The sequence below is a fragment of the Nocardia sp. NPDC058058 genome (assembly GCF_042885355.1).
GTDB lineage: Bacteria > Actinomycetota > Actinomycetes > Mycobacteriales > Mycobacteriaceae > Nocardia.
This window is the reverse complement of the sequence record NZ_JBHVSA010000003.1, coordinates 651175-673858: the sequence shown is the minus strand read 5'-3', so window position 1 is coordinate 673858 and position 22684 is coordinate 651175. Positions and strand designations below refer to the sequence as shown.

26 protein-coding genes are annotated in these 22684 nt (G+C 65.6%); 15 read left to right on the top strand and 11 right to left on the bottom strand.

The window, feature by feature from the left end; all coding sequences use genetic code 11:
• The first annotated feature begins 84 nt into the window (after positions 1-84).
• From ACFVUS_RS26705 to ACFVUS_RS26690, 4 genes are all read left to right on the top strand, one after another.
• A complete protein-coding gene (locus tag ACFVUS_RS26705) occupies positions 85-897 on the top strand; it encodes an AraC family transcriptional regulator (RefSeq protein ID WP_387771960.1) in 813 nt (270 codons plus the stop codon).
• Positions 898-1080: 183 nt separating this feature from the next.
• On the top strand, positions 1081-2667 hold the full coding sequence (locus ACFVUS_RS26700) for an L-lactate permease (protein ID WP_387771957.1): 1587 nt from the start codon (positions 1081-1083) through the stop codon (positions 2665-2667).
• 33 nt (positions 2668-2700) lie between these two features.
• Entirely contained in the window at positions 2701-3264 is a 564-nt protein-coding gene (locus ACFVUS_RS26695) for a GNAT family N-acetyltransferase (protein WP_387771954.1), read from the top strand.
• Between the two features lie 981 nt (positions 3265-4245).
• Positions 4246-4629: a hypothetical protein gene (locus ACFVUS_RS26690; protein WP_387771951.1), complete on the top strand. Its 384-nt coding sequence runs from the start codon at positions 4246-4248 to the stop codon at positions 4627-4629.
• Positions 4630-4665: 36 nt separating this feature from the next.
• On the opposite strand, the gene ACFVUS_RS26685 is transcribed toward ACFVUS_RS26690, so the two are convergent.
• From ACFVUS_RS26685 to ACFVUS_RS26665, 5 genes are all read right to left on the bottom strand, one after another.
• Positions 4666-5691 (bottom strand): fused (3R)-hydroxyacyl-ACP dehydratase subunits HadA/HadB, encoded by a 1026-nt coding sequence (locus ACFVUS_RS26685; protein ID WP_387771949.1) that lies wholly within the window; start codon positions 5689-5691, stop codon positions 4666-4668.
• A gap of 89 nt (positions 5692-5780) precedes the next feature.
• Positions 5781-6260, bottom strand: coding sequence for a DUF6461 domain-containing protein (locus ACFVUS_RS26680; protein ID WP_387771946.1), 480 nt, complete (start codon positions 6258-6260; stop codon positions 5781-5783).
• Between the two features lie 66 nt (positions 6261-6326).
• The gene (locus tag ACFVUS_RS26675) at positions 6327-7127 is read right to left on the bottom strand and encodes an SDR family NAD(P)-dependent oxidoreductase (RefSeq protein WP_387771943.1); all 801 of its coding nucleotides are present in this window, start codon (positions 7125-7127) and stop codon (positions 6327-6329) included.
• Positions 7128-7268: 141 nt separating this feature from the next.
• Positions 7269-7838, bottom strand: a complete 570-nt coding sequence (locus tag ACFVUS_RS26670; protein ID WP_387771940.1) for a molybdopterin-dependent oxidoreductase — start codon at positions 7836-7838, stop codon at positions 7269-7271.
• Between the two features lie 33 nt (positions 7839-7871).
• Positions 7872-9059 carry a nitric oxide synthase oxygenase gene (locus ACFVUS_RS26665; protein ID WP_387774711.1) on the bottom strand — a complete coding sequence of 396 codons (1188 nt, stop codon included), beginning with the start codon at positions 9057-9059 and terminating at the stop codon, positions 7872-7874.
• 365 nt (positions 9060-9424) lie between these two features.
• Between ACFVUS_RS26665 and ACFVUS_RS26660 the strand changes: the two genes are divergently transcribed.
• The 4 genes from ACFVUS_RS26660 to ACFVUS_RS26645 all read left to right on the top strand — a co-directional run bounded on the left by ACFVUS_RS26660 (position 9425) and on the right by ACFVUS_RS26645 (position 12286).
• Positions 9425-9778 (top strand): gamma-glutamylcyclotransferase family protein, encoded by a 354-nt coding sequence (locus ACFVUS_RS26660; RefSeq protein WP_387774708.1) that lies wholly within the window; start codon positions 9425-9427, stop codon positions 9776-9778.
• A gap of 146 nt (positions 9779-9924) precedes the next feature.
• A complete protein-coding gene (locus tag ACFVUS_RS26655) occupies positions 9925-10404 on the top strand; it encodes an RrF2 family transcriptional regulator (protein ID WP_387771937.1) in 480 nt (159 codons plus the stop codon).
• A gap of 75 nt (positions 10405-10479) precedes the next feature.
• A complete protein-coding gene (locus ACFVUS_RS26650; protein ID WP_387771934.1) occupies positions 10480-11664 on the top strand; it encodes an MFS transporter in 1185 nt (394 codons plus the stop codon).
• 82 nt (positions 11665-11746) lie between these two features.
• Positions 11747-12286: a TerD family protein gene (locus ACFVUS_RS26645; protein WP_387771931.1), complete on the top strand. Its 540-nt coding sequence runs from the start codon at positions 11747-11749 to the stop codon at positions 12284-12286.
• An 18-nt stretch (positions 12287-12304) separates the two neighbouring features.
• Here the strand turns inward: ACFVUS_RS26645 and ACFVUS_RS26640 are convergent, their stop codons facing one another.
• Positions 12305-12910 carry a hypothetical protein gene (locus ACFVUS_RS26640; RefSeq protein ID WP_387771928.1) on the bottom strand — a complete coding sequence of 202 codons (606 nt, stop codon included), beginning with the start codon at positions 12908-12910 and terminating at the stop codon, positions 12305-12307.
• 54 nt (positions 12911-12964) lie between these two features.
• Between ACFVUS_RS26640 and ACFVUS_RS26635 the strand changes: the two genes are divergently transcribed.
• The gene (locus tag ACFVUS_RS26635) at positions 12965-13867 is read left to right on the top strand and encodes a hypothetical protein (RefSeq protein WP_387771925.1); all 903 of its coding nucleotides are present in this window, start codon (positions 12965-12967) and stop codon (positions 13865-13867) included.
• Between the two features lie 24 nt (positions 13868-13891).
• Here the strand turns inward: ACFVUS_RS26635 and ACFVUS_RS26630 are convergent, their stop codons facing one another.
• From ACFVUS_RS26630 to ACFVUS_RS26620, 3 genes are all read right to left on the bottom strand, one after another.
• Positions 13892-14773: an alpha/beta fold hydrolase gene (locus ACFVUS_RS26630; RefSeq protein WP_387771922.1), complete on the bottom strand. Its 882-nt coding sequence runs from the start codon at positions 14771-14773 to the stop codon at positions 13892-13894.
• 83 nt (positions 14774-14856) lie between these two features.
• Positions 14857-15771: a D-alanyl-D-alanine carboxypeptidase family protein gene (locus tag ACFVUS_RS26625; protein ID WP_387771919.1), complete on the bottom strand. Its 915-nt coding sequence runs from the start codon at positions 15769-15771 to the stop codon at positions 14857-14859.
• A 52-nt stretch (positions 15772-15823) separates the two neighbouring features.
• Positions 15824-16480: a hypothetical protein gene (locus tag ACFVUS_RS26620; RefSeq protein WP_387771916.1), complete on the bottom strand. Its 657-nt coding sequence runs from the start codon at positions 16478-16480 to the stop codon at positions 15824-15826.
• A gap of 18 nt (positions 16481-16498) precedes the next feature.
• On the opposite strand from ACFVUS_RS26620, the gene ACFVUS_RS26615 reads away from it, so the two are divergent.
• Positions 16499-16672, top strand: coding sequence for a hypothetical protein (locus ACFVUS_RS26615; protein WP_387771913.1), 174 nt, complete (start codon positions 16499-16501; stop codon positions 16670-16672).
• A gap of 17 nt (positions 16673-16689) precedes the next feature.
• Here the strand turns inward: ACFVUS_RS26615 and ACFVUS_RS26610 are convergent, their stop codons facing one another.
• Positions 16690-17484, bottom strand: a complete 795-nt coding sequence (locus ACFVUS_RS26610) for an ATP-grasp domain-containing protein (protein ID WP_387771910.1) — start codon at positions 17482-17484, stop codon at positions 16690-16692.
• A gap of 140 nt (positions 17485-17624) precedes the next feature.
• Between ACFVUS_RS26610 and ACFVUS_RS26605 the strand changes: the two genes are divergently transcribed.
• A complete protein-coding gene (locus ACFVUS_RS26605; protein ID WP_387771907.1) occupies positions 17625-18782 on the top strand; it encodes a cytochrome P450 in 1158 nt (385 codons plus the stop codon).
• An 80-nt stretch (positions 18783-18862) separates the two neighbouring features.
• Positions 18863-19525, top strand: a complete 663-nt coding sequence (locus ACFVUS_RS26600; protein WP_387771904.1) for a TetR/AcrR family transcriptional regulator — start codon at positions 18863-18865, stop codon at positions 19523-19525.
• On the opposite strand, the gene ACFVUS_RS26595 is transcribed toward ACFVUS_RS26600, so the two are convergent.
• Positions 19512-20321 carry an HAD family hydrolase gene (locus ACFVUS_RS26595; RefSeq protein WP_387771901.1) on the bottom strand — a complete coding sequence of 270 codons (810 nt, stop codon included), beginning with the start codon at positions 20319-20321 and terminating at the stop codon, positions 19512-19514. The genes ACFVUS_RS26600 and ACFVUS_RS26595 overlap by 14 nt on opposite strands.
• A 145-nt stretch (positions 20322-20466) precedes the next feature.
• Between ACFVUS_RS26595 and ACFVUS_RS26590 the strand changes: the two genes are divergently transcribed.
• The 3 genes from ACFVUS_RS26590 (at position 20467) to ACFVUS_RS26580 (ending at position 22635) form a co-directional block, all read left to right on the top strand.
• Positions 20467-21387, top strand: a complete 921-nt coding sequence (locus ACFVUS_RS26590; protein ID WP_387771898.1) for a phosphotransferase — start codon at positions 20467-20469, stop codon at positions 21385-21387.
• A gap of 64 nt (positions 21388-21451) precedes the next feature.
• The gene (locus ACFVUS_RS26585) at positions 21452-22123 is read left to right on the top strand and encodes a pyridoxal 5'-phosphate synthase (RefSeq protein WP_387771895.1); all 672 of its coding nucleotides are present in this window, start codon (positions 21452-21454) and stop codon (positions 22121-22123) included.
• Between the two features lie 179 nt (positions 22124-22302).
• Complete coding sequence (locus ACFVUS_RS26580; protein WP_387771892.1) at positions 22303-22635, top strand: hypothetical protein; 333 nt, start codon at positions 22303-22305, stop codon at positions 22633-22635.
• Positions 22636-22684: the final 49 nt, after the last annotated feature.

The window sequence follows — 22684 nt, the reverse complement described above, 5'->3', positions numbered from 1 at the left end:
CAATGGGGGGACGTGGAACGCCAACCACACCATCCGGAATCATTGCCGCCGTTCGCGCCGCCCCGGATTTGCTAGCCTGCGCGAGTGGGATCGGCAGGTGAGCACGCTCGACTCTGGACCGCCGACGCCAGCCCCCAGGTGGATTTGCTGGCCGCCCGGTTCGAAACCTTCGAATTCGACAAGCACAGCCACGATCAGCTGTCGGTCGGGATGATCGAACAGGGTGCGGAGGGCCTGCACATGGCGGGCGGCAAGGTGGTGATTCCGGCGGGCCAGCTGGTGATCATCAATCCGGGCCAGGTGCACACCGGGTTCGCGGCCGTCGAATCCGGTTGGCGCTATCGAATGTTCTATTTCGACACCGACCTGGTCGAGGAGTTGGCGGGCGCGCAGCTGGGCACCCGCGAGGTGTGGTTTCCCGAAACGGCGGTGCGCGATGACGAGTTGTTCGCGCGACTGCGGATCGTGCATCAGGCGCAGGAGCGGGCGACCGATCCGCTGAGCGCGGAATCGTTGCTGCTCACCGGACTCGGTGCGGTGCTGGGGCGGCACGCGCGCGGCGGGCGCGACCGCGCGGGCATCCCGCTGCCCCGCCAAGGAGTCGAGGCGGCGCGCCAACTGCTGCACGATCGATGGCGCGAGGCCGTCACCGTCGCCGAACTCACTGCCGTGTCCGGGATTTCGCGAGCGACGCTGATCCCCGCCTTCCGTCAGGCCTACGGTCTGCCTCCGCACGCCTATCTACTGCGCCTGCGCGCAAACCACGCTCGCCGATTGCTGCTGACCGGTGGGCAACCCGCGGCGGTGGCGGCCGAGACCGGATTCGCCGATCAGGCGCATTTGACGCGAATCTGTAAGCGGTACTTCGGTGTAACGCCCGGAGCGATCCGCCCCTGAATTCGGTGCGATCGATCGAGGGGCACGCCGATCATGCGGGGATGGTGAGGGCTGGCGGGATCTGCGGGACATTGGCAATCACCAATTGGCCCGGCACCCGATGAGATTTTTGTTCAATACCCCGACCCACCCCGACGGTCAGGCTGTGTCGCAGTAGCAAGCGATCGACCGCCGTGGGAGGCAATGATGTGGGCATTAGCGGTATCGCCGCTCATCGTGGTGCTGGGCATGATCATGGGATTGCGCCGCCCGGCGCACTGGGCTGCGGCGACCGGCACAGTCGTTGCGGCACTGCTGATTTGGTGGCGTCCGGAGTTCACGCTCTCCGGTGACGCGATGGCCGCGGGTGCCGGGGGAGCCGGGCTGCTGGTTCTCAACGCGGCAGCGGTCATGCTGCCCGGCGTCTACCTCAGCCAGGTACTCACCCGCCAGGGCGTGCACCACTCTCTACAGGAATGGGTGCGCGGGCTTCCCCTCTCGGGTCCGGCCAAGATCGCACTGGTCGTGGCTGGAATCGCTCCAACAGTGGAGGCGCTCACCGGATTCGGGGTTTCACTCCTGGTCACCGTCCCGGTACTGCTGGCCCTCGCGCCGCCCGCGACAGCGCTGCGACAAGCCATGCTCGGCATGAACATCATCCCCTGGGGCACACTGGGTTTGGCCACCGTCATCGGCGCCGCACTCACTCAGCTGCCCGTAGCCACCCTCGGCACCGCCACCGCGGTCACCAGTGCCATGATCTTCCCGCTGGTGACGGTCTGGGCAGCACTGCTGTCACAGCCCGAGAACCGCTTGCGCACAGCACTTCTCGCCGCCGGTGCGGGTGCACTACTCTCCATCGGGCTGCTGATCACGAATCGCCTGGGCGTCGTTCCGCCCGCCGGTGTGCTGGCCGGGCTCTTCGGCACCACCGTGGGGCTGGCGCTGAGCGCGGTGCGAAGGTCGCACCGCGCCGAATCGCAGGCAGGAACGGTGCGACCGCGTTCGACAACGTCCAGCGTGATGCGATCGCGGGATGCGGTGCCCGACAAGGGTATCGGCCGTGCGGGCAGCAGTGCTCCCGTGGAGAGTGTCGCCCTCGATGTCACGGTTGAGGCCGAGCCGGCGGGCCGGTTGCTCCCGCCCGGCACCGTGCTTCGCGCCTACGGACTTGTCCTGGGCGGCATCGCAATCCTGCGCGTAGCCACTGCCGCCGGCGCACCCACCCTGGCTCTGCACGCGGGCGGTGCGAGCTTCGCGCTCCTGACCTCACCGGGTCTGCCGCTGCTGGCCTCCGCCCTACTCCTGGACCGGGGCCGCCCGCACCTGCCCGACGCCCGCGCGGCCCTGACCCGCGTAACCCGCCCCCTACTCGCCCTGACCGGGTTCGTCATCCTCGGCCGCCTCATGGCCGACAGCGGCATGATCGCTCGACTCGGCGCGGCGGTCGCCACGGCCCCCGAACTCGTTGTGGCGCTGGCCGCCCCCGCCCTCGGCATGCTCAGCGGCTTCGTCACCGGCTCGAACGTAGGCGGCAACGTCCTGATGATGTCTCTCCAACAGCAACTCGCCCCCACCGGCCTCAACACCTGGTTCGCCGCCCTCCAGAACAGCGCCGCCGGCCACGCCGTCTTCACCTCCCTCCCCATGATCATGCTCATCCTCGCCGTAGCCGGAGACCGCGCAACCGGCATCACCGAAAACCAATTGCTGCGCTTCGGATTACGAGTAGCCGCCGTGATCTACCTCCTGCTCGCACTGACGGCCGTCGCAGTCGTGCTCATCGCGTAACCGTCGGATACCCTCGCGCACTGGGAGGATCACATGAACCAGCTGCCAATGCTGTCCGCTGTAGCGATCGCAGCGGACCGGGTCCTGCTCCGTAAGGCGCGCGCCGCCGACCACGCCGGTCTCATCGAGCTGCAGACCGACCCGGAAATCTGGACCCACCTCAAGGCCCCACGCCGCCGGGAGGATGTCGAACACCACCTGGCCGCGATCGGCGGCGCAGCCAATGCGACCACCACCCCGGGGCATTTCGTCATCGCGGACAAGGCCACCGACACTCTGCTCGGAACCTTCGAGGTGAAGCGCCGCGCCCCCGACTGGCCCGGCCACGTCCTCGACGCCGGAAACGAACTGGAACTCGGCTATCTGATGCGCCGCGAAACCTGGGGCGCCGGACTGGCATTCGAGGCCGCGACCGCTGCCTTACGTGCGACCGCCGCCGAACTCCCCGATCAACCGGTCCTGATAGTGACCCGAACCGCCAACAAGCGCTCGCTCAATCTCGCGGCCCGTTTGGGATTCGAACCTTTCACCACCTTCGATTGGTTCGACGCCGACCAAACGCTTTGTCTGGCGAGCCTGCACTCGTTCAAACCCTGACTCGGCAGGCCAATGTCGTTGGCTCACTGACGAATTGGGGTGGATTCGCAGGGATGGCGACATCCATGGCAGTCCCGAATCCACGGGCGAGCGCCGAGCTATCGCATAGGGATCGGTGACGGGGAGTGCACGGCGACCGACTTTTCGTGCCGTCGATCGCGTTGAGTATGGCTTGTGCCAGCGATGACAATTACTGTCGCACTCGGGGATTCGAGGGAGAGCGTTGGTCTCGCGCTCACCGGATGTGGTCGTTTGGCTATTTGACCGCATCCACTTCGGATGCCCGGGGCCGCCTGCCCTGCGGCTCCTGATGGTCCTTCTGCCAGCCATGGAAGTGACCGAGTATGAGGTTGCCCGGCCGTCGGCGGGGGAGTGCATGTCCGGACTCTCCCGCCGATGGTGCTATGTGTATGACTATTCTCAAGTAATGTATCGATTTGACAGCGTCATATATCGCTGTAAGTTAGTCATTGTTCGACCAAAAATGCCCTGCTGACCCGCAAACGGCAGGGGTCGGACCCGAGGGTCGTTCGCTGGACGCGCTGCCCCGTGTGAAAAGCGGCGATGCTTCGAGCGGTGCCGGAGGAATCCCACTCCGGCACCGCATTTCAACCCTCGACCACCTCGGCTCGACCCTCCCGCGGTGCGGGCAATTCATTCAGCCGTCCTGGGTGCGGCACATTGGACTGGATTGATGTATGTCACTGCGCGCGCACTGTGCTACCGGATAGCCGATAATTTGCCTGCAAGCTCATCAGGATGTCGACGTTCGGGAACGCTGAGTGAGAAGAGGGCAGTCATGGTCGGTGTACAGCGATTTCATCCCCTGCCGCCGATTGCTGCGGTCCGGCAACCATCGTGAGCCGAATGCGTTTGCTGCGCGGTGCCCGAGCTTTCGGTCGCGCCGGGTGGTGGTGCTTCATCGTAGTTTCGTGCTTGCTCGGCGGGGTGTGGTGGCTGCCCGACAGCTCGACTCGGCAGGTGGATTTCGCCTTCATCGGCAACCGGTCCGGGGGCACCATCTCCTACAGCACGGGCGACGGAGTCCGCCGATATGCCGACTACCTGCCGACCGGTGACGGTTGGTTCGGATCGCTGGACAGTATCTCCGCGTTCGGCATGGTGTCGTTCATCGTGGTCGCTGCGGCGGCGGTCGTGGAGGCCGCGGCAATCGGCCCGTGGTGGCGTCGGGGCGTGACGATCGCGGTGCCCTTCGTATGCCTGGGCCTGGTCGCGGTCGCTCTTCCGGACGGGCGCTGGGGATTTCAGCCGAGTTTGGCGATCTCGGTACTCGGAGTGCTCACCGCCGTGGCGATCCGCGAGATCTGGGCTCGTCGGTCGGTGAACGACGCCGAGCCCAGATGAATTGTCCCGGATGGGTATTGGGAATCAGCCGCCCGGCTACCCGAGGCGAACGTCCGTAGTCGCCAGACCGAAGATCTTGCGTCCGGCGGACTTCGCGATGAGAACGACCGTGGCGGTGCGGGTTTCGGGGTCGACAGATTTGATCCTGCCGCTGAACTCGACGTCACCGGCGGAGGCGGCCTCGATGACCGTGTAGTTCGACAGCCGCGCTCCGTAGCGGATGATGGCGCCGGGGTCGCCGAGCCAGTCGGTGATGAACCCCGCTCCCAGACCCATGGTGAGCATGCCGTGCGCGATCACATCGGGCAGTCCGGCCAGCGCGGCCACGTCCTCATGCCAGTGAATCGGATTCACATCGCCCGCGACACCCGCGTAATTCACCAGATCGCCCCGGGTCAGCTTGACGGTCCGAGCCGGTAGCTCGTCACCGACCGCGATGTCCTCGAACCGGATAGCGGTGCGCGGCAACCGTGTTCGCGATTCCTGCGAGTGCCGGGCTGTCGCCTGTACCGGCTCGTCGATCAATGTGTGCGGCACCGACGAGGCAGGCGACGACCCGTCCAGCCCGCTCATCACCACACCGTCGACGGCATCGCCGATATCGGCTCCGACGTCATCCCCGGTGATCCCCACGACCGTCGTATGCATGACGTGGACGATCTCACCGGCCTGATCGCTGAAGGTATTGGTGATCGTGAGCAGATCCTTACCCGCGACCCGGCGCACCGCCGACAACTCGACGTCACTGGTCAGTCGATCCCCGGCCATCACAGGCTTGTGCATCTCGAAAACCTGGTCCGTATGCACGAACATGTCATACCCGGTCATCACACTCTCGAGCAGCACCCGATTGGCCCGCATAGCCACAATCGACGCGAACGTCGTAGGCGCGATCAACCCCGCATACCCCAACTCACGAGCAGCGGCTTCACTCCAATGCGCCGGATGAAAATCCTGCACGGCCCGCGCATACTCCCGAACCTTCTCCCGCCCCACCTCGTAGTAGTCATCCACCCGATACCGATACCCAACCAACCCAGCACCATCGAACGCCGTATCCATCAACCAACCCTTCATCATCCAACCGAACTCAGCCCCGAACCTACACACCCGAATAACCGAGCGAGCGAACTCTTCACGGGACGGCTGCGTTATTGCGTGCGACTCCAGACGCGATAGCGGGCATCGGCGCCATCGCCCCAGCCCTGTCCGGTCAACCGCGTCATCATCTCGAAGACATAGTCCTCATCGAGAGGTTCCGGTGCAGCGGCTTCTTCGGCAATCGGTTCGCCGATCTCATCGACGATTTCCCCCTCCGCGTACACGATTCGGCGCACCGGCGCTCCGTCGACATACCAGGCGAACCCGTGCAGCGTGGAGACACTGTTGGTCACCCATGCCAGGGCTCGACCGTGATCGGAGATCTCCCGTACCGCATCGTCGTTGAAGCTCGCCAGAAACTGGGGGTCGGCGATGAGTGTCCATCCACCGACCATGGCGATCCCGTAGTCGCAGGGGCGCTCGTGCACGGTATCGATGTCGACGGACTCACCGGTATCGCGTGGTCGACCTGGAAGTCGACCCGGATCGAGCGTTCCCTCCACAATCAGCCCGTTCACTTTCCAGCCCATGCCGAACTCCGTTCTCGCCCATCGTGATCAACCGCGAACTGGACGGTAGCCGAAGCCCGCAACACATCAGCTCCCGTGGTGGAAGTCGCTGTCGAGTCGGGTGTTGATGCGGTCTGCGCCGACGAGGCGTTGGATGGGGGCCATGAGGGTGGGGGATAGGCAGGACAGGGCGGCGCCCAGGCGCATTTCTATTGGGGCTACCAGGATTTCGCCGATGTCTTCGCGGATGGCGCGGGTGACGGCTCGGGCTACGTCGGTGGGGGTGGAGGTGCGGTACAGGGGTGGGAGGGTGATCTTGCTGTCGGCGAACATGCCTGCGTCCCTGACGAATCCGGGCTCGACGATGGAGACGCCGACGCCGGTGTTGTGCAGCTCGTGGCGCAGGGCGAGGGAGAAGCCGCGGAGGCCGAATTTGGTGGCGTTGTAGACGGTGGCGCGGGGGGTGGGGACCCAGCCCGCCACCGAGCCGATGAAGACGAGGTGGCCGCGGGCGCGGGATCGCATGCCGCCGACCAGGTTTCGCGCCAGGATCATCGGGGCGCGGAGGTTGACGGCGAGGGTTCGGTCGATATCGGCGTCGGTGAATCCGGAGAGGGGACCGCTGGCGGGCAGGCCCGCGTTCGCGACGAGAGCATCGACGGGACCCGCTTTGTCGATGAGACGCGCCACCCCGTCGGCGTCGGCGAGGTCGGCGGCAATGATGGTGGCGTCGAGTTCGTCGGCCAGCGCGTGCAGCGGTGCGGTGCGGCGACCGGTCAAGGTGAGTTCCGCTCCGTGGCTGGCAAGTTCGCGAGCTATGGCGTGTCCGAGCCCACCGGTAGCTCCGGTGAGCAGGATCTTCGCGGACGCCAAGGACATTCCGGACATGAAAGCTCCTTCCACGCCGTCGGCGACGGTGGCGAGCGGCTCGATCAGTGTGGAATGAACATTAACTTATTGTCCGGAGCCATTGCGTCGGATCATCCCGTAGTTGATGGCGCGAACCAGCCAACCACATTGGGACACAGTCTATTTGGCCGGAGTAATGCCCAAGTCCACGATCCGAAGATCGGTCAGGTCGCTGACATACCGGCCGCCCTTGATATCTCCCGGTACGACCAGGCGGGGTTTGGGTAGCGACTGGCCGTCCTCGGTGTAGGCGATCAGGATCGGTTTGGCGGCGAAGTCCCGGGAAAACTCGGCCCAGGCGAGCACGGCTTGGTATCCGTCGGATCCGCTGGCCACCAACGCAAGTCGAAGTTCCGGGTTCTTCGCCGCCCGGTCCACGACCGGATGCGCGTCGTTGATCAGGTCGGCGACGGCCGCGCCCTGGTACGTATGTGACTGCTTACCTTTGCTGCTGTCGAACGTGACCACCTGGGTTTGTACGGGATAGCCGCGCAGTTGGTCGGCGGTGAGGGTGACCGGATGCGGGACCGCGCCCGAAATGGTGAGACCGCCGATCGGCGCCGTCGGCACGGTGGACGAACTGGGCGTGGTCGACGGCGCCGCGGCGCTGTCCGTCGACGAGCATGCGGGCACCGCGGTGATCGCAATCGCGGCCAGTAGGTACATCGCGCGGCGGCGCACAGTCGTCATGGGAATCGACCCTACCGAGGAACGAGCTCGCCGCTAGACCTTGTTCGACAGGCCCAGCTTGCGAACCGCATTGCGCCACAGTGCGCGTCGGGTGGTCGCGTCGCTCGGCTCCGGATGCTCGTCCGGCGGGGGCGGTGGCGTGTCGCGGCGGACGAAGGCGGGGCGGAGGTCGGGGTTGGGTGGGTCGTAGTAGCGGTGGAAGGTGGGGGTGAGGCTGGCCGAGAGTGGGGGATTGATCCAGGTCCAGTCGGTGGGGCAGGCGCGGCCGGCGGCTTGTTCGCGGTCGACGTGGTCGAGGAATTGGCGGGCCACGGTGTGGTGGTCGACGAGGTGGACTCGGGATCGCTTGTAGCTGAACAGGATCGCGCGACTGAGTTCGATGAGGGCCTGGTCGCGCCAGAGGGTGCGCTCGTTGCTGCGGTCCAGGTTCATGCGGTCGGCGATATCGGGCAGCACGTTGTAGCGGTTGGTGTCGCCGAGGTTGCGGCCGATTTCGGAGGAGACGTACCAGCCGTTGAAGGGCGCGCAAGCGTAAGTGAGGCCGCCGATTTCGAGGTCCATGTTCGAAACCGCCGGTACCGCATGCCATTTCAGGTCGAGGTCGGCGAACCAGGGCAGATCCGGATGGTGCAGGGGGACTTCGAGGACGAGTTCGGCGGGCACATCGAAGACCTGAACGCTCAGATCCGGAGCTTGAATCAGCAAGGGCAGCACATCGAATCGGCCGCCGTCTCCGCGCCAGCCGTGCTCGTACGCGAGATCGGTGAGATCGAGATTGGCCGGATCGCCGACGATGCCCTGGGGGGTGCGATATCCCGCGTAGCGAATGAGCTGTGAGTTGATGATGCGAAACCCGGTGCCGTCGGCATCCGCGGGCGGCCCGATGGTGATGATGGAGCGGACCGCACCCCGGTTGGTCGCCTGGCGCAGATGCTCCCAGCATTCGGCGGCGAGTTCGGCCGGATTGGTGGCGGTGCGCGCATCGCGGACGTCGAGCGCGCGCCAGTGTCTTCGGCCCACGCATCGATCGTGGTTGCGCCAGGCGAGTTTGGTGCCGATCCGCAATTCGTCGAGGGTGTGCCAGTAGGTCCCGGCGGCGCGCAACCGGCGGGTCGCATCGGCCCCCCGCCCGGGCTCCAGGTGCACGAGTTCGGGCTCGGCGAAGAAGCGTGCGCATTCCGCGACGCGGTCGTCGAGGGGTGTAACGCGGCGCGCCAGCATCGTGTGCGCCGGTGTGTTGCGGTACGGGCAAACAAGTTCGGCCGCAGCTACGAGATCGGACTGCGCGGCCACGGTATTGGTCGTCATCGAACCGGTGCCTCCGTGGGTTGTGCCGGTGGCGGCCCGCATGCATGACCGCCTGCTTCACCTTCCCCCTCCCGCAGACCAATATCGCACGGCTGTGCCTGAGATTTGCCCGAAATCACCGATAAGAACTGGAACTACGGTTGGCAAATCTCTAGCGACACAGGCGATCTGTCATGACCAGTCGTGCCAGCGACGGAAACTCAGTCGGTTTCCCGGGTGCGGAAATCACCTCGCGGCGGCTCGACAAGATCGGATTCCGCGGTGTATCCATGGCCCTCATGAGCGAGATTCTGCTGTTCTCGTACGGCACCCTGCGGCAGCCCGAGGTGCAGCGTGCGATTTTCGGCCGCGAACTTCCGGGGCGTCCCGACGAGATCATCGGGTATGAACTCGGCGAGGTCACCATCACGGATCCGCAGGTGATCGCCACCAGCGGCAGTGCAGTGCACCCGATGCTGGTGCCCGGCACCGACTCCGCCGGTGTCCCCGGCACGGTGTTCGCGGTCTCGGCCGCCGAGCTGGCGGCGGCCGATGCCTATGAGGTCTCGGACTACAAGCGGGTGCTGGTACCGCTGCGCTCCGGCGACAAGGCGTGGGTTTACGTGCTCGCGTCCACGGACTCGCCTGGATAGTTCAGGGGCGCAATACATTTCGCCTTGGCAAGTACCGACCGGTCGGACGTGACGTTGGCGTCGCGGTCTGCGATATCGCAGATTCTTCCCTTCGGTCGGCACTCCAAGCCTTGAGTTGACCAACCGGGATATGTAATGTCCCGGTTATGCGGATGAGCGAGGGCGTCGAGTGGGGGCTGCACTGCTGCGTCATGCTGCACTGGCTCGAGGATCAGTGGCCCGCGCCCACCGCTCGTTTGGCGGCCCAGTTCGAACTGCCCCCCGAGTACTTGAAGAAGCGATTGCAGACTCTCGTCCGCGCGGGAATTCTGGAATCCATCCCCGGCGCACAAGGCGGGTACCAGTTGGCCCGCCCGCCCGATCGCATCACGCTGATGGATGTGGTCGCCGCGATGGACGGCCGCGAGGATGCCTTCCGCTGCACCGAGATTCGCCAGCGCGGCGCGGGCGTCGAGGCGAATCCGGCGGAGCTCAAACGCCCCTGCGGCATTTCCACCGCCATGCGCCGCGCCGAGCTGGCTTGGCGGCGCGAGCTGGCCGCCACCACGCTGGCGGACGTGATCGCCGAGACCCCCGCGCCCGCACGCCGTCGCGCCCTGGCGTTCTACGAGCGCCTCGGTAGGTAGTACCCGACCCGGCTGCGGCCGGGTTTTTTCGAGAGGAGAACCGGGATGCTGAATATCCCGATTAAGCGCCGGACCGTGGCGACCGACTCTGCCCCGCAACACGGACTCGGCTCGACGCTGATTCTGGCCCTCGGCACTTTCGCGGTCGGTACGGATGCCTTCGTGCTGGCGGGATTCCTGCCCGATACCGCGGCTTCACTCGATGTCTCGACCGCGACCGCAGGACAGTCGGTGACGGTGTTCGCCGCCGCCTACGCGCTGCTGTCACCGATCGTGGCGACACTGACCTCGCGATTCGGGCGGCGTCCACTGTTGGTCGGCGCGCTGCTGGTGCTCGCGCTGGCCAACCTCGGATCGGCACTGTCGCCGACCTTCGCGGTGCTGCTGGTGACCAGGGTGGTGGCGGCCGCGGGTGCGGCCGCGTTCACCCCGAATGCCGGTGCGGCAGCGGCTTCGCTGGTCGCCCCGCATCTGCGCGCTCGTGCCCTGTCCGTGGTCGTTGGCGGCCTGACGATCGCGACCGCACTGGGTGTGCCGCTGGGTACGTTGATCGGCGCCTGGATGGGCTGGCGCTGGGCGCTGGGTCTGGTCGCGCTGGTGTGCCTGGTGGTCGCCGCCGGCGTCGCCACCGTCATGCCGGATCTGCCCGGCAGTCCCCGCGTGCCGTTGCGCACCCGTCTCGCGGTGCTGCGCGAGCCCGCGGTGCTCGCGGTCCTCCCGCTGACCCTGCTCGGCATGGCCGCGGCCTACATCCTCTACGCCTATGCCGTGCCCGCTCTGAGCGCGGTCGGCATCACCGGATCCGGCACCGCGTGGATGCTCGGCCTCTACGGAATCGGTGCCATAGCAGGCAATCTCGGCGGCGGGTACGCGACCGATCGCTGGTCCACGACACGGGTACTGGCTATCGGCTATTTCACGATGGCGGCGGCGATGGCAATCTGGTCCGCCCTGGCTTCCACGCACACCCAAGCCCCAATCCTCATGGGAGGGTTGATGATTGCCTGGGGTGCGTCCAGTTGGTGCCAGACCCCACCCCAGCAACACCGCCTGATCACCGCCGCCCCGCAGGAAGCGCCACTCGTTATCGCCCTGAACGCCTCCGCCATCTACCTCGGCATTGGCGCGGGCACGCTGCTCGGCGGTTTGACCACCCCTTCGGGAGTGGCAACGATGGCGGCGACCGCTGCGGCGCTGGCGATCACGGCCGCGGCGTACCTGCTGCTCACCGGCTCCCGAAAGACACACACCCCGAATTGACCAGTCCCACCGGTATTCCCGCGCCCGCCGCGCCCCGCATATCGAATTGCGCACACGGCCGTCCTACGGCATCTTTGCAATGGTGACACAACCGCTTCGCGATGAGCACGGCACCGAAATCGTTTATCTCCGATTCGGTTTGGGCTGGGATCCCGCCCGCCGCAAACTCTGGGGCAAGACTTCCGAAATCGACCTGAATATCGCGGCGATGCTCTACAGCGACACCGACCTCATCGACGTCGTCTACCACGAACAGATGCTCTCCACCGACACCTCCGTCCGCCTGCACGGTGACAACCTCACCGGCGAGGGCCCCGGCGACGACGAAATCATCACCGTCGACCTGTCCCGCGTCCAACCCGCGGTAACCGCCATCGTCTTCGTAGTCACCTGCTACACCGGCCAACCCCTCGCCCGAGTCGAAAACGCCTTCTGCCGCATGGTGAACAGCGCCACCGCCACCGAACTCACCCGCTACGACATCGCCACGGTCTCCGGCACCGGCTTCATCATGGGCGGCCTCTTCCGCCCCACCGGCACCTGGGAATTCCGCGAAATCAACCAGGGCATCGCCGCCAAACACCCCGTCGAAGCAACCACCGAAATCCCCAACCACCTCTAGCTTTTCATCATCCCGGACTCAATCGCAGGCAATCAACGACTCCCACGCTCGGTATAGGTCGTCTCGGTCAAAGATCTGGCGAGCATCATCGAGATTGGGCTGGCCAAGCGAGAGGATGTAGTGCTCCGCCGCAGCAGAAAGCCCACCCCAGGGCTGCTTCGAGTGAACTCGGCTGAGCACGCGCCCGCATCGCGGGCATTCGATCCACGGCACAAGAATTCGGCCCGCGAAGACCGCATCTGTGATCGCTGCTTCGATAGCCTCGGCGCGATCATCAGGAACCAATCGAATGGAGACCTCGGGCGCGGGATCCCCTACACATGAGGCGATCTCGTCATGTCTGGCGTATCGCTCACCCCAATGCTCGGCAAGCACCTCGATCTCTGCCCGCGTGCGGTCATCGACAGGCACCCCATGGTCCAGCAGACGCTGCGTCAACAACCACAGCCCGGCCTCCTGCTCGCCGATCTCCCGGCAGTCCCGAAAATTCGCCGCATCCTCGACCGATGGCAGCAGCCCCGCCAACCGTTCCCAGAGCTCGATCTCATATGACTCGTAACGGTTGCCGATTTCCACCGCTGGAACAGTAATCGACAGGTTTGGCGCCGGCTCATCGATTGTCATTGGTCGATGCGATCATGCTGGGGCGCAGTCGAGTTGGTAAATCGAGGGGTATCGATGGGTGACCAGGGTTGGGATGTGTTCGCGAGGAATCTTGCGGGGGTGTTGTGTCGATGCCCAATCGGGACCGCGTTGATTCTCGCGTCAGGCAACAGGTTCCTGGATTTCAGCAAGGGCGAGAGGACGGCGGGGCATGACCTCAGCGTTCATGTATGCGATGACATCGGTGATTCGGGGCGGACGTATTTGCGCGATCGTGGGTGGTCTGCGCCGGGACCCGATGATTTGGTTTGGGGGCGGGAGCTGAGAGAGCCGGGGCCGGAAGACTACCGGTGGATCGCGCTCGAGGTAGTGGCGGTGCTGCGCGAGGTTTTCGGTGTTGATTCACCGGCTGATCTGGCGCTGGACGGATGGGTCGAGTGCAATGAGTGGCAGGTGCCGTTCGAGCAATTGCTGGGGACGGCGGTGGACGACGGTGCGCCCGATCGGCTGGTGACGATCGCGGAGGCGCTGTTGGGGGATCACCTATGGCTGGTTGACACGCTTCGATACATGCTGCGCGATCCCGCGACGGATCGTGGATTCGGTGCGTGGAGTCGTCTGCTCGACTGCCTCGGTGATTGTGACAACGGCGGAATCGGCGCCTTCGCGCAGTTCCACTGGAAGCAGGAAGCGGACGTGATTCGAGACAGGTTGCGGCGCTCGATATTCCATCCGCAGGGCCTGTCGTGGGAATGGTTCCCCGAGTTCGCCGCCGCTGCGGCCGATTGGCATCCGGGCGATGCCACCGAGGCGTTGCTCAACCGCGTGGGTGAGCAGTGTGGTCCGCTCGGTTTCACGCTGGTTTCCTTTGTCACGGAAGGGGACGACTATGCCATCACGTTCATACCCTCTGATCGGGTGGACAGCCTGAACGAACTCACCGCGGCGGCGGGCCAGCGCGTGCATGCCATCCCGTGATCTCCGGATCCGAACTGCCAAATCCTATGCGGACACGGTCGTATCAGCCAGGCGCACAGGAGGATTGGTGACGAATTCGACGATGATCGCGGTGACGGCGTCGGGGACTTCCATCATCGGGAGGTGTCCGCAGCCGGGCAGGAATTCGGCTCGATCCGGGCGCAGCGTTTCGTTGAGCACTCGGCCGGCGCGCGGTGACAATCCGAGGTTCGCATTGCCCCACACCACCGCGAGTGGAGGGAATTCACGGCCCGGTCGCAGCCGGTCCACTGCCCCCAATGCTGCGACGTCCGTGAACAATTCGACCATCGAGACCAACCGGCCGCGCACATTCCAGCCGCCACCCGCGTCCACCGCGCCCGGTAGGGGTGCGAGAATCCCTCGCCGCCAGCCGCGCGGACCGTATTGGGCTGCTATGACGAAGCGGGTCAACGGCTTCGGTACGCTCGCCTGCCGTGCGAACCAACGGGAGAAGCGGGGGAGTCGGGTGGCGAATGGGATGGCCAGGCCGATTACGCCGCGGCGCGCGGTGTTCTCCGATAGCGGGTTGATCAAGACCAAGGCGCGGAACAACTCCGGACGACGTTCAGCGAGCAGGAGCGTCATGGCGCTGCCCATACAGTTGGCGACGATGGAGATTCGGTCGACGGCGAGATGGTCGATGAATGCCGACAGCCTCTCGACGTATTCACCGATCGTGTACCCGGTTTCCGGCATATCGGATTCGCCGAATCCCAGATGATCCAGGCAGATGACCTCGTATCGATCGGCGAGCGCGGTCGCCTGCCGGATCCAGATCTCCTTCGCGGCTCCGCCGTTGTGCAGGAACAGGATCGGGTGTCCCGATCCTGTCCGCGTATAGGCGAGCCGGTTGCCCTCGTGAGCGAAGAACAGCGTCGATGACATGCGCGGCCCCTATCCGAAACGAATACTGTCTCAGACAGTAAGGCGGTTCCGGGGGCGACGCAACCACCAATCTGACAAACGCCCTAGCCGATCGGCAGCGCGCTCAGAATCGGGTTGTAGGCCCAATTCAGCATGCGCTCGGCATCTTCCTTCGCCGCCCGCCCGCTACCCGGCGAGCTGTGCAGCACGACCCCGATCAGCGGAATGCCCGCCCTGACCGTCTCGAACAGCAGGCAGGCCCCGGCGGCGTCGGTGGATCCGGTCTTGATGCCCAGCGTCCCCGGGTACGCCCGCAGCAGCAGATTCGTGGTCTCCCAAAGGTGATCGCGGTTGCCCGGACCGGCGGGCAGGTGATAGTTCTGCGTCCCGACGACCTCGCGGAACACCGGCGACATCATGGCCCGCAGCGCGAGACTCACCAGATTCGCGGGCGTGGAATAGGTGGAGCCGTCGGTCGGATTGGGCAATCCGCTCGGATCGGTGAAATTCGTTGCCGCCAAGCCCATTTGACGCGCGGTATCGTTCATCCTGCCGATGAACGCATCCTGGCCGGGACCGTAGGCCTCGGCAATGGTGTAGGCGGCATCGCAACCCGATGGCAACATCAAGCCGTAGAGCAGCTGCCGCGTGGTCAGCACCTCGCCCGCGCCCAGTCCGGCGGTACTGCCGTCGTAGCTGATGCAGTATGAGATGGCTTCCGCCGGAACGGTGATGGCCCGCTCCAGATCGCCGGAATTGATCGCGATCAACGCCGTCATCACCTTGGCGATGCTGGCGATCGGTGCGGGAGTGTTCGCCTCCCGGGACCACAGCATCGTCCCGGTGACGCCATCCGCCAGCGCCGCTCCCGGCGCCTGCACACCGGCGGGTTCGGATGTCGGCCAAGGGAACTGGGTGTGCGGGGCGCTCGCGGCGGGCGCGGCCGCGACCCCTTGACCGGCCACCACGACGAGCGCCCCGACGACGACAGCCCGCAACAAGGGGGCAAATGTTCGCATGCGCGATATTGTGCCTCCGCCGCAGCCCCATCGCCGGGATTGATCGGCCCGATCAGCGAGCCGCGGGCACCTTCACCCCGATTTCGCCGCCGAGGTGATATCCATCGGCCAACTGCAGATTGTCGCCACTCCAAAACCTGCCCGGGTCATACCAGTTGGGCCGTTTCTCCGGCAGCAAGCCCATGGCCTGATACGTCATGGCGACGATCTCGGCGCAGTACGCGTTCTCCAGACCGGCGTCGGCAGGACGCGCCTCGGCCCGTTTCGGCCACGGCACCCGTCCCCGGAACCAGCGCCCGGCCAGCGCGCTGGTCGACGGGAACGGCATCCCGTCGAGCCGCGCCACCGTGCGCAACGCGGCGTCCTCCATCTCGCGGGTGACCGGCCGATCCAACTGGCGCATCCACGCCTGCTGCTCGTATTCGTTGGACCACCGCATCACCGCCGCCCGCAGATCATGCAATTGCGCACCGCGATGGTGGTTTCCGGACCAGATATCCGGTAGCGCCCGCCCCAGCTCGGCATGCCAGATCAGCGCGGGCAGATCATCGACGACCACCGCCATCCCGACGTGATTGACCGGGCTGTTGGTCAACCCGCGGATTGCCCGGTCGGCCCCGGAATGCCCACGGAACAACCACAAATCACCCGTCCGGGTGAGCTCGACCGCTTCATCCAAACCGATACTCGACAGCGCTTCGCGTGACACAGCGACTAGCCTAGGCGGATGCGCTGGTGGAAGGTACTCGGATTGGCAGGTGCGGCGGGTGTCGCGACGACCGGAGTCATCATCGTCAGGTCCGAACGAAAACGCCGCGCATACACCCCGGACCAGGTCCGGGACCGGCTGCACGCGCGCCTGAGCGACCAATCCGAGCCGACCGGCGACGAACAGCGCTGACCCGACTTTTCGCCGGGTCAGATGATGTCGGCACTCGGCGGTGCCCAGCGGATATCGTTGCCGGACAGCTCGGTCCGCGCAACGCACCCGCGAGCGAGCACTTCGAGCACCAATTCGGGGTCGCAGCCGTAAACCCCGGCCCCGAAGGCGCTGTTGGCCTCGACGACCGCCCAGCCGCGGCCTTCGACGAGGCCGATATCGACAACTATGGCGGGCGGCGTCGGCACCTCCGCGAACAGCCGCTCCGCACAGGCGGTTACGGCGTCGGCCTCCGCCGAGGTCATCGGCCAGCTGCCGTCATCGGCGCGCGCGAGCTCACCATCCCGCAGGTAGGGCGACATGGTAAGCACGGCACCATCTTTGATGAAGCACCGAAACTCCGCCTCCCATCGCACGGGTTCGGCGATCAGCACCGCGGTCTCGTCCGGGCATGCCTGCACCGACGGCAACCCCCGCCCGCCCTGATAAACCGCCCCCGCGAACCCCTTACGCCCATCTGCCGGTTTCACGAACGCTGCCTCAGCGCACCGTCGAGCCTCACCCAGCGTCGACACCCGAATGTCCCTCTGTCGCAACGACCACGGCAGCTCCGGCAGCCACTCCTGCGGCGCGTCCAGCAGTGCGATCCCCAGCTGACCCGCAATCACCTCTGCGAACGATGGCTCCCCGTAAATCGCTCCCACACTGTCTGTTTCGTCCTCGGGAACGCGCCAGCCCGACAGTCGCAACACATTCCACCCGGCCCGGATAGCGGCCGCCCGCATAACGCGCGAATCTTCCGAATAGCGCGGTGACAAGATCAAGGTCGACATCATTGCGACTGTAATGGCAATGCGGACCGGCCGACCTGGAGTTATCCGATGGGCCGAATCAGCGTCGGCTCGAAGCGCGGAGGCGGCAATATGGGTGAAGGGCCGCGACGCCGGCCAGGCCGCGTTGGAAAGAGATGCCCGTGAAGCCGTCCGACCTGCCCCGCGATTCCCGCTTCTACACGGCGGCTGAGCCGTTCGAGGAGCAGGGGATGTTGCATTTCACCCGTATGGCGGACGTCGTGGAGATCTTCCGGTGGGAGAAGAAGGGCGCGTTCACCACGGATTTCAGCTATCTGCTCGAGTTCGTCGGGGGTTTGGGCGTGCCGATGCCCGAGCGCCCGCATCTGAACATGTTGTTTCCGTGGACGCGCGGCGAGACGCGGGTGGATGGGTCACCCGGCAGACATGCGGTGCTGCACGAGTTGCTTGCCAGGCATTTCGGTAAGGGGTCGATCGCCGGGCTCGAACCGACAGTCCGCGAATTGGCCGCCAGGGGACTGCGGGAGGGAGTCGAAAACTTTTCGGGCGAACTCGATTTGGTGGAGTTCACCGGCACCTTGTCCTCACGAGCGGTTTCCTCGCTGCTCGGGCTGCCGCTGGACGTGGCCGCCATTGTCCGCGAGGAAGTGGAGGCCTACGAGCAACGTCCGGGGTTCGAGGCGCTCGAACCGGAGTCGCCCGCGCTGCGGTCGTTCTTCCAGGGGTTATTCGACAGGGAGCTGAAAGGTGGCCTGCTGGAGGATCTTTCGGCCGCGCACCAGGCTGGAGTCATAGATCTGGACGAGCGCGACGCCCTGGTGTGGGGCTGCTGGGCAGCCGGGCTGAGCACCACGGCGACCGCCATCTGTCTGCTTATCGGTCTCGGCATCGAACTCGACCTGCTCCCGGCGGCAGCCGTCGCCGACGATCAATGGCTCGACGCGGTAACCCATGAAACCCTGCGCTACGCGACGCCATTCACGCTGGTCCCGATGTTTGCCACCCGCGATATCACGCTGACCGGCGGCGCGAAACTCCAAGCCGCCCAACCGATTCAACTTGCGCTCGCCGCCGCGAACCGTGATCCAGCGGTCTTCGGCCCCGATGCCGACACCTTCCGGCCCGGCCGTCCGCACTCGCACATCGCATTCGGGCTGGGCATGCACTGGTGCCTGGGCGACAGCCTGGCTCGCCTCGAAATGCGCACGGCGCTAAGGGCGCTCGCTCAGACCTTGGGCCCCGTCACCATCCGCGATTGGCGACGCGACCCCGGCCTGCTGGATCGGGTAGCGGTCGCCCGGCTTGCCCGCTTCAGCTGATCTCGGCCGAGAACTGGCGGAGGTAGCCGCGAGTTTGGAGAACAGAACGGAGTATTCCGTTTCAAGTGTTAGCCTGAATCATGACGCAAATACCCGATGCGCCTGCTCGACAGGCCCTATCCGGCCGCAAAGCGCAGGCGGCCCGCAATGACGAGCTGATCCTGGACGCCGCACGCGCGGTATTCCTGGCCGATGCCAATGCCCCGATCGCCGCCGTCGCCGAGCGCGCGGGCGTGGGTATCGGCGCGCTGTATCGCCGCTATCCGAGCAAGGAAGTCCTGCTGCGCACGCTCTGCCACGATGGCCTGCACCGCTATCAGCTGGAAGCCGATGCGGCACTGCGGAATTCGGACGGCTGGCAGAGTCTGGTCGGCTTCCTCGAACGTGTCGTCGACGCCGACGTGCACTCGTTGACGGTGCACCTCGCGGGCACCTTCGCCCCTGATGAATCGATCCTGCCCGCAGTGACGTGCCCGGCCGCCGCCAACGACGAAATCATGCGCCGTGCCCAGGCCACCGGTCGCCTGCGTCCCGGAGTCACCTCGCAAGATGTGGGTCTCATCCTTGAATCGTGCGCCGCCATCTCCACGCCCGACCCACAGCGCACCGCGCAACTGCGTCGCCGAGTGCTGGCCATGCTGCTGGCGGGCCTGACCGTGGACGGTGAATTGCCCGGCCCCCCACCCGAACCGGCCGAATTCGCCTGGCGGTGGCGGCGCGAGCCCGGGACTAGTGTCCGCTGAAAAGTCGCTCGATGACGACCGCGACTCCGTCCTCGTCATTGGACACCGTATGCCGGGCCACCGCCGCCAGCACCCGCGCGTGCGCATTGCCCATCGCATACCCGGTCCCGGCCCAATTCAGGATCGTCAGATCGTTGGGCATATCGCCGAAGGCGTGCACATCGGCGGCATCGATACCGCGTTCAGCGCACAGTGCGGCGAGCGTCCCGGCCTTGGTGACGCCCGGCGCACTGATCTCCAGCAGTCCCGGCCCGCCGGAGTGGGTGAACTGCGCCAGCCCCGGCGCGGCTTCCTCGGCGGCCGCCAGCAGGAAGTCCGCGTCGTGGCGCTCCGAATGCGCAAGCAGTTTCACGATGGGAGTGGTGAGCGCCCACAGATCAGCCAGAGCCTGCACCGGTGATTCGAACCCGGGAAGCTCCGCGAACCGCATCCGATAGCGCGGCTCGTAAATCACCGAACCGCCTGTCTCAACCGCGAATCCGACTTCCTCGATCACCTTTGCGACCGCGCCCGCCACCGCTTGCGCGGCACCGACGGACAGCACCCGCGACTCCACCACCGTGCGCGAGGCGATGTCATACACAACCGCCCCATTACTGCACACCGCAGTCCCACTCAGCCCCGTCACCGAAGCCAGCGCATCAACGTAACGCGTTGGGCGAGCAGTAACCACAACCACTTCCACCCCGGCCTCAGCGGCTGTCCGCAAAGCATCCAGCGTCCGCCGCGAGATCGTCCCATCCCCCCGCAACAGTGTGCCATCAAGATCGGTAGCGATAAGCCGGGGCAGCGTCATCGATCCACTTTAGGGACACCTTCCAGACATGGCGACGCAATATGACTCACCGCCAGCCAATCTCAGTCGAGCTGCGCGGTCAGAGCAGGAGACACGGTCGAAAACCCGGTGCAGTCCGGCCCGCACGCCTTCTATATTCGGCCCTGTGCTTTCCCGTCCCGAGTTCATCACCGATGAGGCGATCTCACACGCGGTCGCGACGCATTGGTTGCCCGAGATCAGCGATATCAGCTATTTGCCGTGGGGTTTCGGCGCACACCACTGGCGGGTGATCGGCAGGGACACAACCGTGTTCGTCACCTTGGACCAGTTGGCGCCCCGGCACACCGCGGCATCTCTGGAGGCTGCGTACGCGGGTGCCGCCACCCTGGCCGCCTCCGGTTTGACTGCGGTGTGCGCTCCGACGCCCACGCACTCCGGGCAGTTCACCGTCGGTATCGGAGCCGGTGCGCTCAGTGTGACGCCCTGGCTGCAAGGCCACAGTCCCACCGAGGCGCAGGCGCGTGAGCCTGGACATGTGCGCGAAGTCGCTCTCGCACTGGATGAATTGCATCGCGCCGCTCCACCCGCTGGGCTGCGGTCGTGGACCCCGCAGGTCGGTGCGGGCTTCGCCGACGAGCTGCGAACCCACACGGCCGAACCCTGGACGAGCGGCCCACTGGCGGAGCAGGCTCGACTCGCCCTCACCACACATCTTTCCGCTGTCCGAGACTGGACCGACCGTTACCTGGAGCTGTCGCAAACCGCACTCTCCCAACGGGATTCCTGGGTGCCTACGCACGGCGAACCACACAACGACAACCAGGTCGTAACCCCGGAGGGCATCCGACTGGTCGACTGGGAGTCATTGACTCTCGCCCCGCGCGAACGTGACTACGCAGACCTCCCCTCCCCGCCACCCAACCTGCCGCCCCCCGACCCCGCGATGCTGGAACTCTTCACCCTCGACTGGCGCCTTTCCGAAATCGCCGAATACGCACGCTGGTTCGCCGCCCCCCACACCGGCACCGAAGACGACCACACCGCCTTCTCCGGCCTTCTCGAGGAATTAGCAGAGGCCGAATAACCGGGGATCCCGGCGGCTAGGGTGGTCGGAAGATCTTGGACGCCAAAGGAAATCGGGGTGTGGGGTGGATCAGTCGGCTGCTGTCGATGGGTTGCGTGAGATTCTGCGGGGACTGCCGGTCCTCAAAGGCACCGCGCCCGCATTCGATCCGAGTGATGCACCCGAGGACCCGGTTGCGCTGTTCGCCGAGTGGTTTCGACTCGCGGTGGATACCGGAGTTCGTGAGCCGCACGCGATGACCTTGTCCACCGTTGCCCCGACAGGACAGCCCTCCGCGCGGGTCCTGATTCTCAAAGATGTCGATTGCGACGGTTGGCATTTCGCGATCAATGCCGCGAGCCGGAAGGGCCGTGAGCTCTCGGAGTGCCCGGTGGCGGCGTTGACGTTCTATTGGCCGGAGCTGGTTCGCCAGGTGCGGGTTTGCGGCTCGGTGGTCGCTGATGCGCCCGAAGTCGCGGCTGCGGATTTTCTTGCCCGGCCCGACGGGTCGAGGCGAATGGCGCTGACCCGCCGTCAGAGTCAGGTGCTGGCCGACAGTGGTGACTTGGACGCCGCGCTCGAACAGGCCGGGCGCGAGTTGGAGTTGACGCCGGATCTGGTTCCGGCGGAATGGACTTCGTATGCGGTTCGCCCCCTGGAGATCGAGTTCTGGCAAGGCGATTCACAGCGTCGGCACCAGCGTTTGCGGTATACCGCGAGTGGCGGTGAGTGGTCCAGAGCCGTGCTGTGGCCTTGACCGCTCGGTAGATTGCGTGCGTGCATTCTGATTCGCCCGTCGAACAACCGAATGGGGGCTGGTCCGTAGCCGTCCACGGCGCGCGACCGTCCAGGTTGGTCCGAGCCTTCGATCCTGACCTGCCGTATGTCGTGATCGAAGGTCATTCACCGGCTGCACCCGGATGGCACAGTCTGCCAATGGCTTTGACCGGCAATGGTGAATCCCTTCAAACACGAATGGTTCGGCGAATCCGCTTCGACCTGCGCATGACTCCGCAAGAAGCCATCCAAGCCGGACCAGAGTTGGACAACAGCGACCAGGGCTGGCTCTACGCCTGGCAGGCGCCCACCGAGCCACCGCAGGATTTGGTGCTGAGCCACAAGGAAGGCCGATCACGAACGGCCGCGCTGGAGGGCGTCGGCGTCTCCTTGCTCATCGACCTCCCGCACCGCAACGAGACCGCTGTCCTATGGAGCCCGACGCGACACATACTGAATGCCGCCGTGGAGCGGCTTCGCTCCACCAACTGATGTATTTCCCATCCAATGGAGTCCATCTGTGCGGGCTTGAGCGAAAACA

What these genes read in the sequence shown, in the direction of transcription:
- ACFVUS_RS26700 (WP_387771957.1), top strand. Translation starts at nt 1,081, where the DNA reads ATGATGTGGGCATTAGCGGTATCGCCGCTCATCGTGGTGCTGGGCATG.
- ACFVUS_RS26695 (WP_387771954.1), top strand. Translation starts at nt 2,701, where the DNA reads ATGAACCAGCTGCCAATGCTGTCCGCTGTAGCGATCGCAGCGGACCGG.
- ACFVUS_RS26685 (WP_387771949.1), bottom strand. Translation starts at nt 5,691, where the DNA reads ATGGATACGGCGTTCGATGGTGCTGGGTTGGTTGGGTATCGGTATCGG.
- ACFVUS_RS26680 (WP_387771946.1), bottom strand. Translation starts at nt 6,260, where the DNA reads ATGGGCTGGAAAGTGAACGGGCTGATTGTGGAGGGAACGCTCGATCCG.
- ACFVUS_RS26675 (WP_387771943.1), bottom strand. Translation starts at nt 7,127, where the DNA reads ATGTCCGGAATGTCCTTGGCGTCCGCGAAGATCCTGCTCACCGGAGCT.
- ACFVUS_RS26670 (WP_387771940.1), bottom strand. Translation starts at nt 7,838, where the DNA reads ATGACGACTGTGCGCCGCCGCGCGATGTACCTACTGGCCGCGATTGCG.
- ACFVUS_RS26665 (WP_387774711.1), bottom strand. Translation starts at nt 9,059, where the DNA reads ATGCTGGCGCGCCGCGTTACACCCCTCGACGACCGCGTCGCGGAATGC.
- ACFVUS_RS26660 (WP_387774708.1), top strand. Translation starts at nt 9,425, where the DNA reads ATGAGCGAGATTCTGCTGTTCTCGTACGGCACCCTGCGGCAGCCCGAG.
- ACFVUS_RS26655 (WP_387771937.1), top strand. Translation starts at nt 9,925, where the DNA reads ATGCGGATGAGCGAGGGCGTCGAGTGGGGGCTGCACTGCTGCGTCATG.
- ACFVUS_RS26640 (WP_387771928.1), bottom strand. Translation starts at nt 12,910, where the DNA reads ATGACAATCGATGAGCCGGCGCCAAACCTGTCGATTACTGTTCCAGCG.
- ACFVUS_RS26635 (WP_387771925.1), top strand. Translation starts at nt 12,965, where the DNA reads ATGGGTGACCAGGGTTGGGATGTGTTCGCGAGGAATCTTGCGGGGGTG.
- ACFVUS_RS26630 (WP_387771922.1), bottom strand. Translation starts at nt 14,773, where the DNA reads ATGTCATCGACGCTGTTCTTCGCTCACGAGGGCAACCGGCTCGCCTAT.
- ACFVUS_RS26625 (WP_387771919.1), bottom strand. Translation starts at nt 15,771, where the DNA reads ATGCGAACATTTGCCCCCTTGTTGCGGGCTGTCGTCGTCGGGGCGCTC.
- ACFVUS_RS26615 (WP_387771913.1), top strand. Translation starts at nt 16,499, where the DNA reads ATGCGCTGGTGGAAGGTACTCGGATTGGCAGGTGCGGCGGGTGTCGCG.
- ACFVUS_RS26610 (WP_387771910.1), bottom strand. Translation starts at nt 17,484, where the DNA reads ATGTCGACCTTGATCTTGTCACCGCGCTATTCGGAAGATTCGCGCGTT.
- ACFVUS_RS26600 (WP_387771904.1), top strand. Translation starts at nt 18,863, where the DNA reads ATGACGCAAATACCCGATGCGCCTGCTCGACAGGCCCTATCCGGCCGC.
- ACFVUS_RS26595 (WP_387771901.1), bottom strand. Translation starts at nt 20,321, where the DNA reads ATGACGCTGCCCCGGCTTATCGCTACCGATCTTGATGGCACACTGTTG.
- ACFVUS_RS26580 (WP_387771892.1), top strand. Translation starts at nt 22,303, where the DNA reads ATGGCTTTGACCGGCAATGGTGAATCCCTTCAAACACGAATGGTTCGG.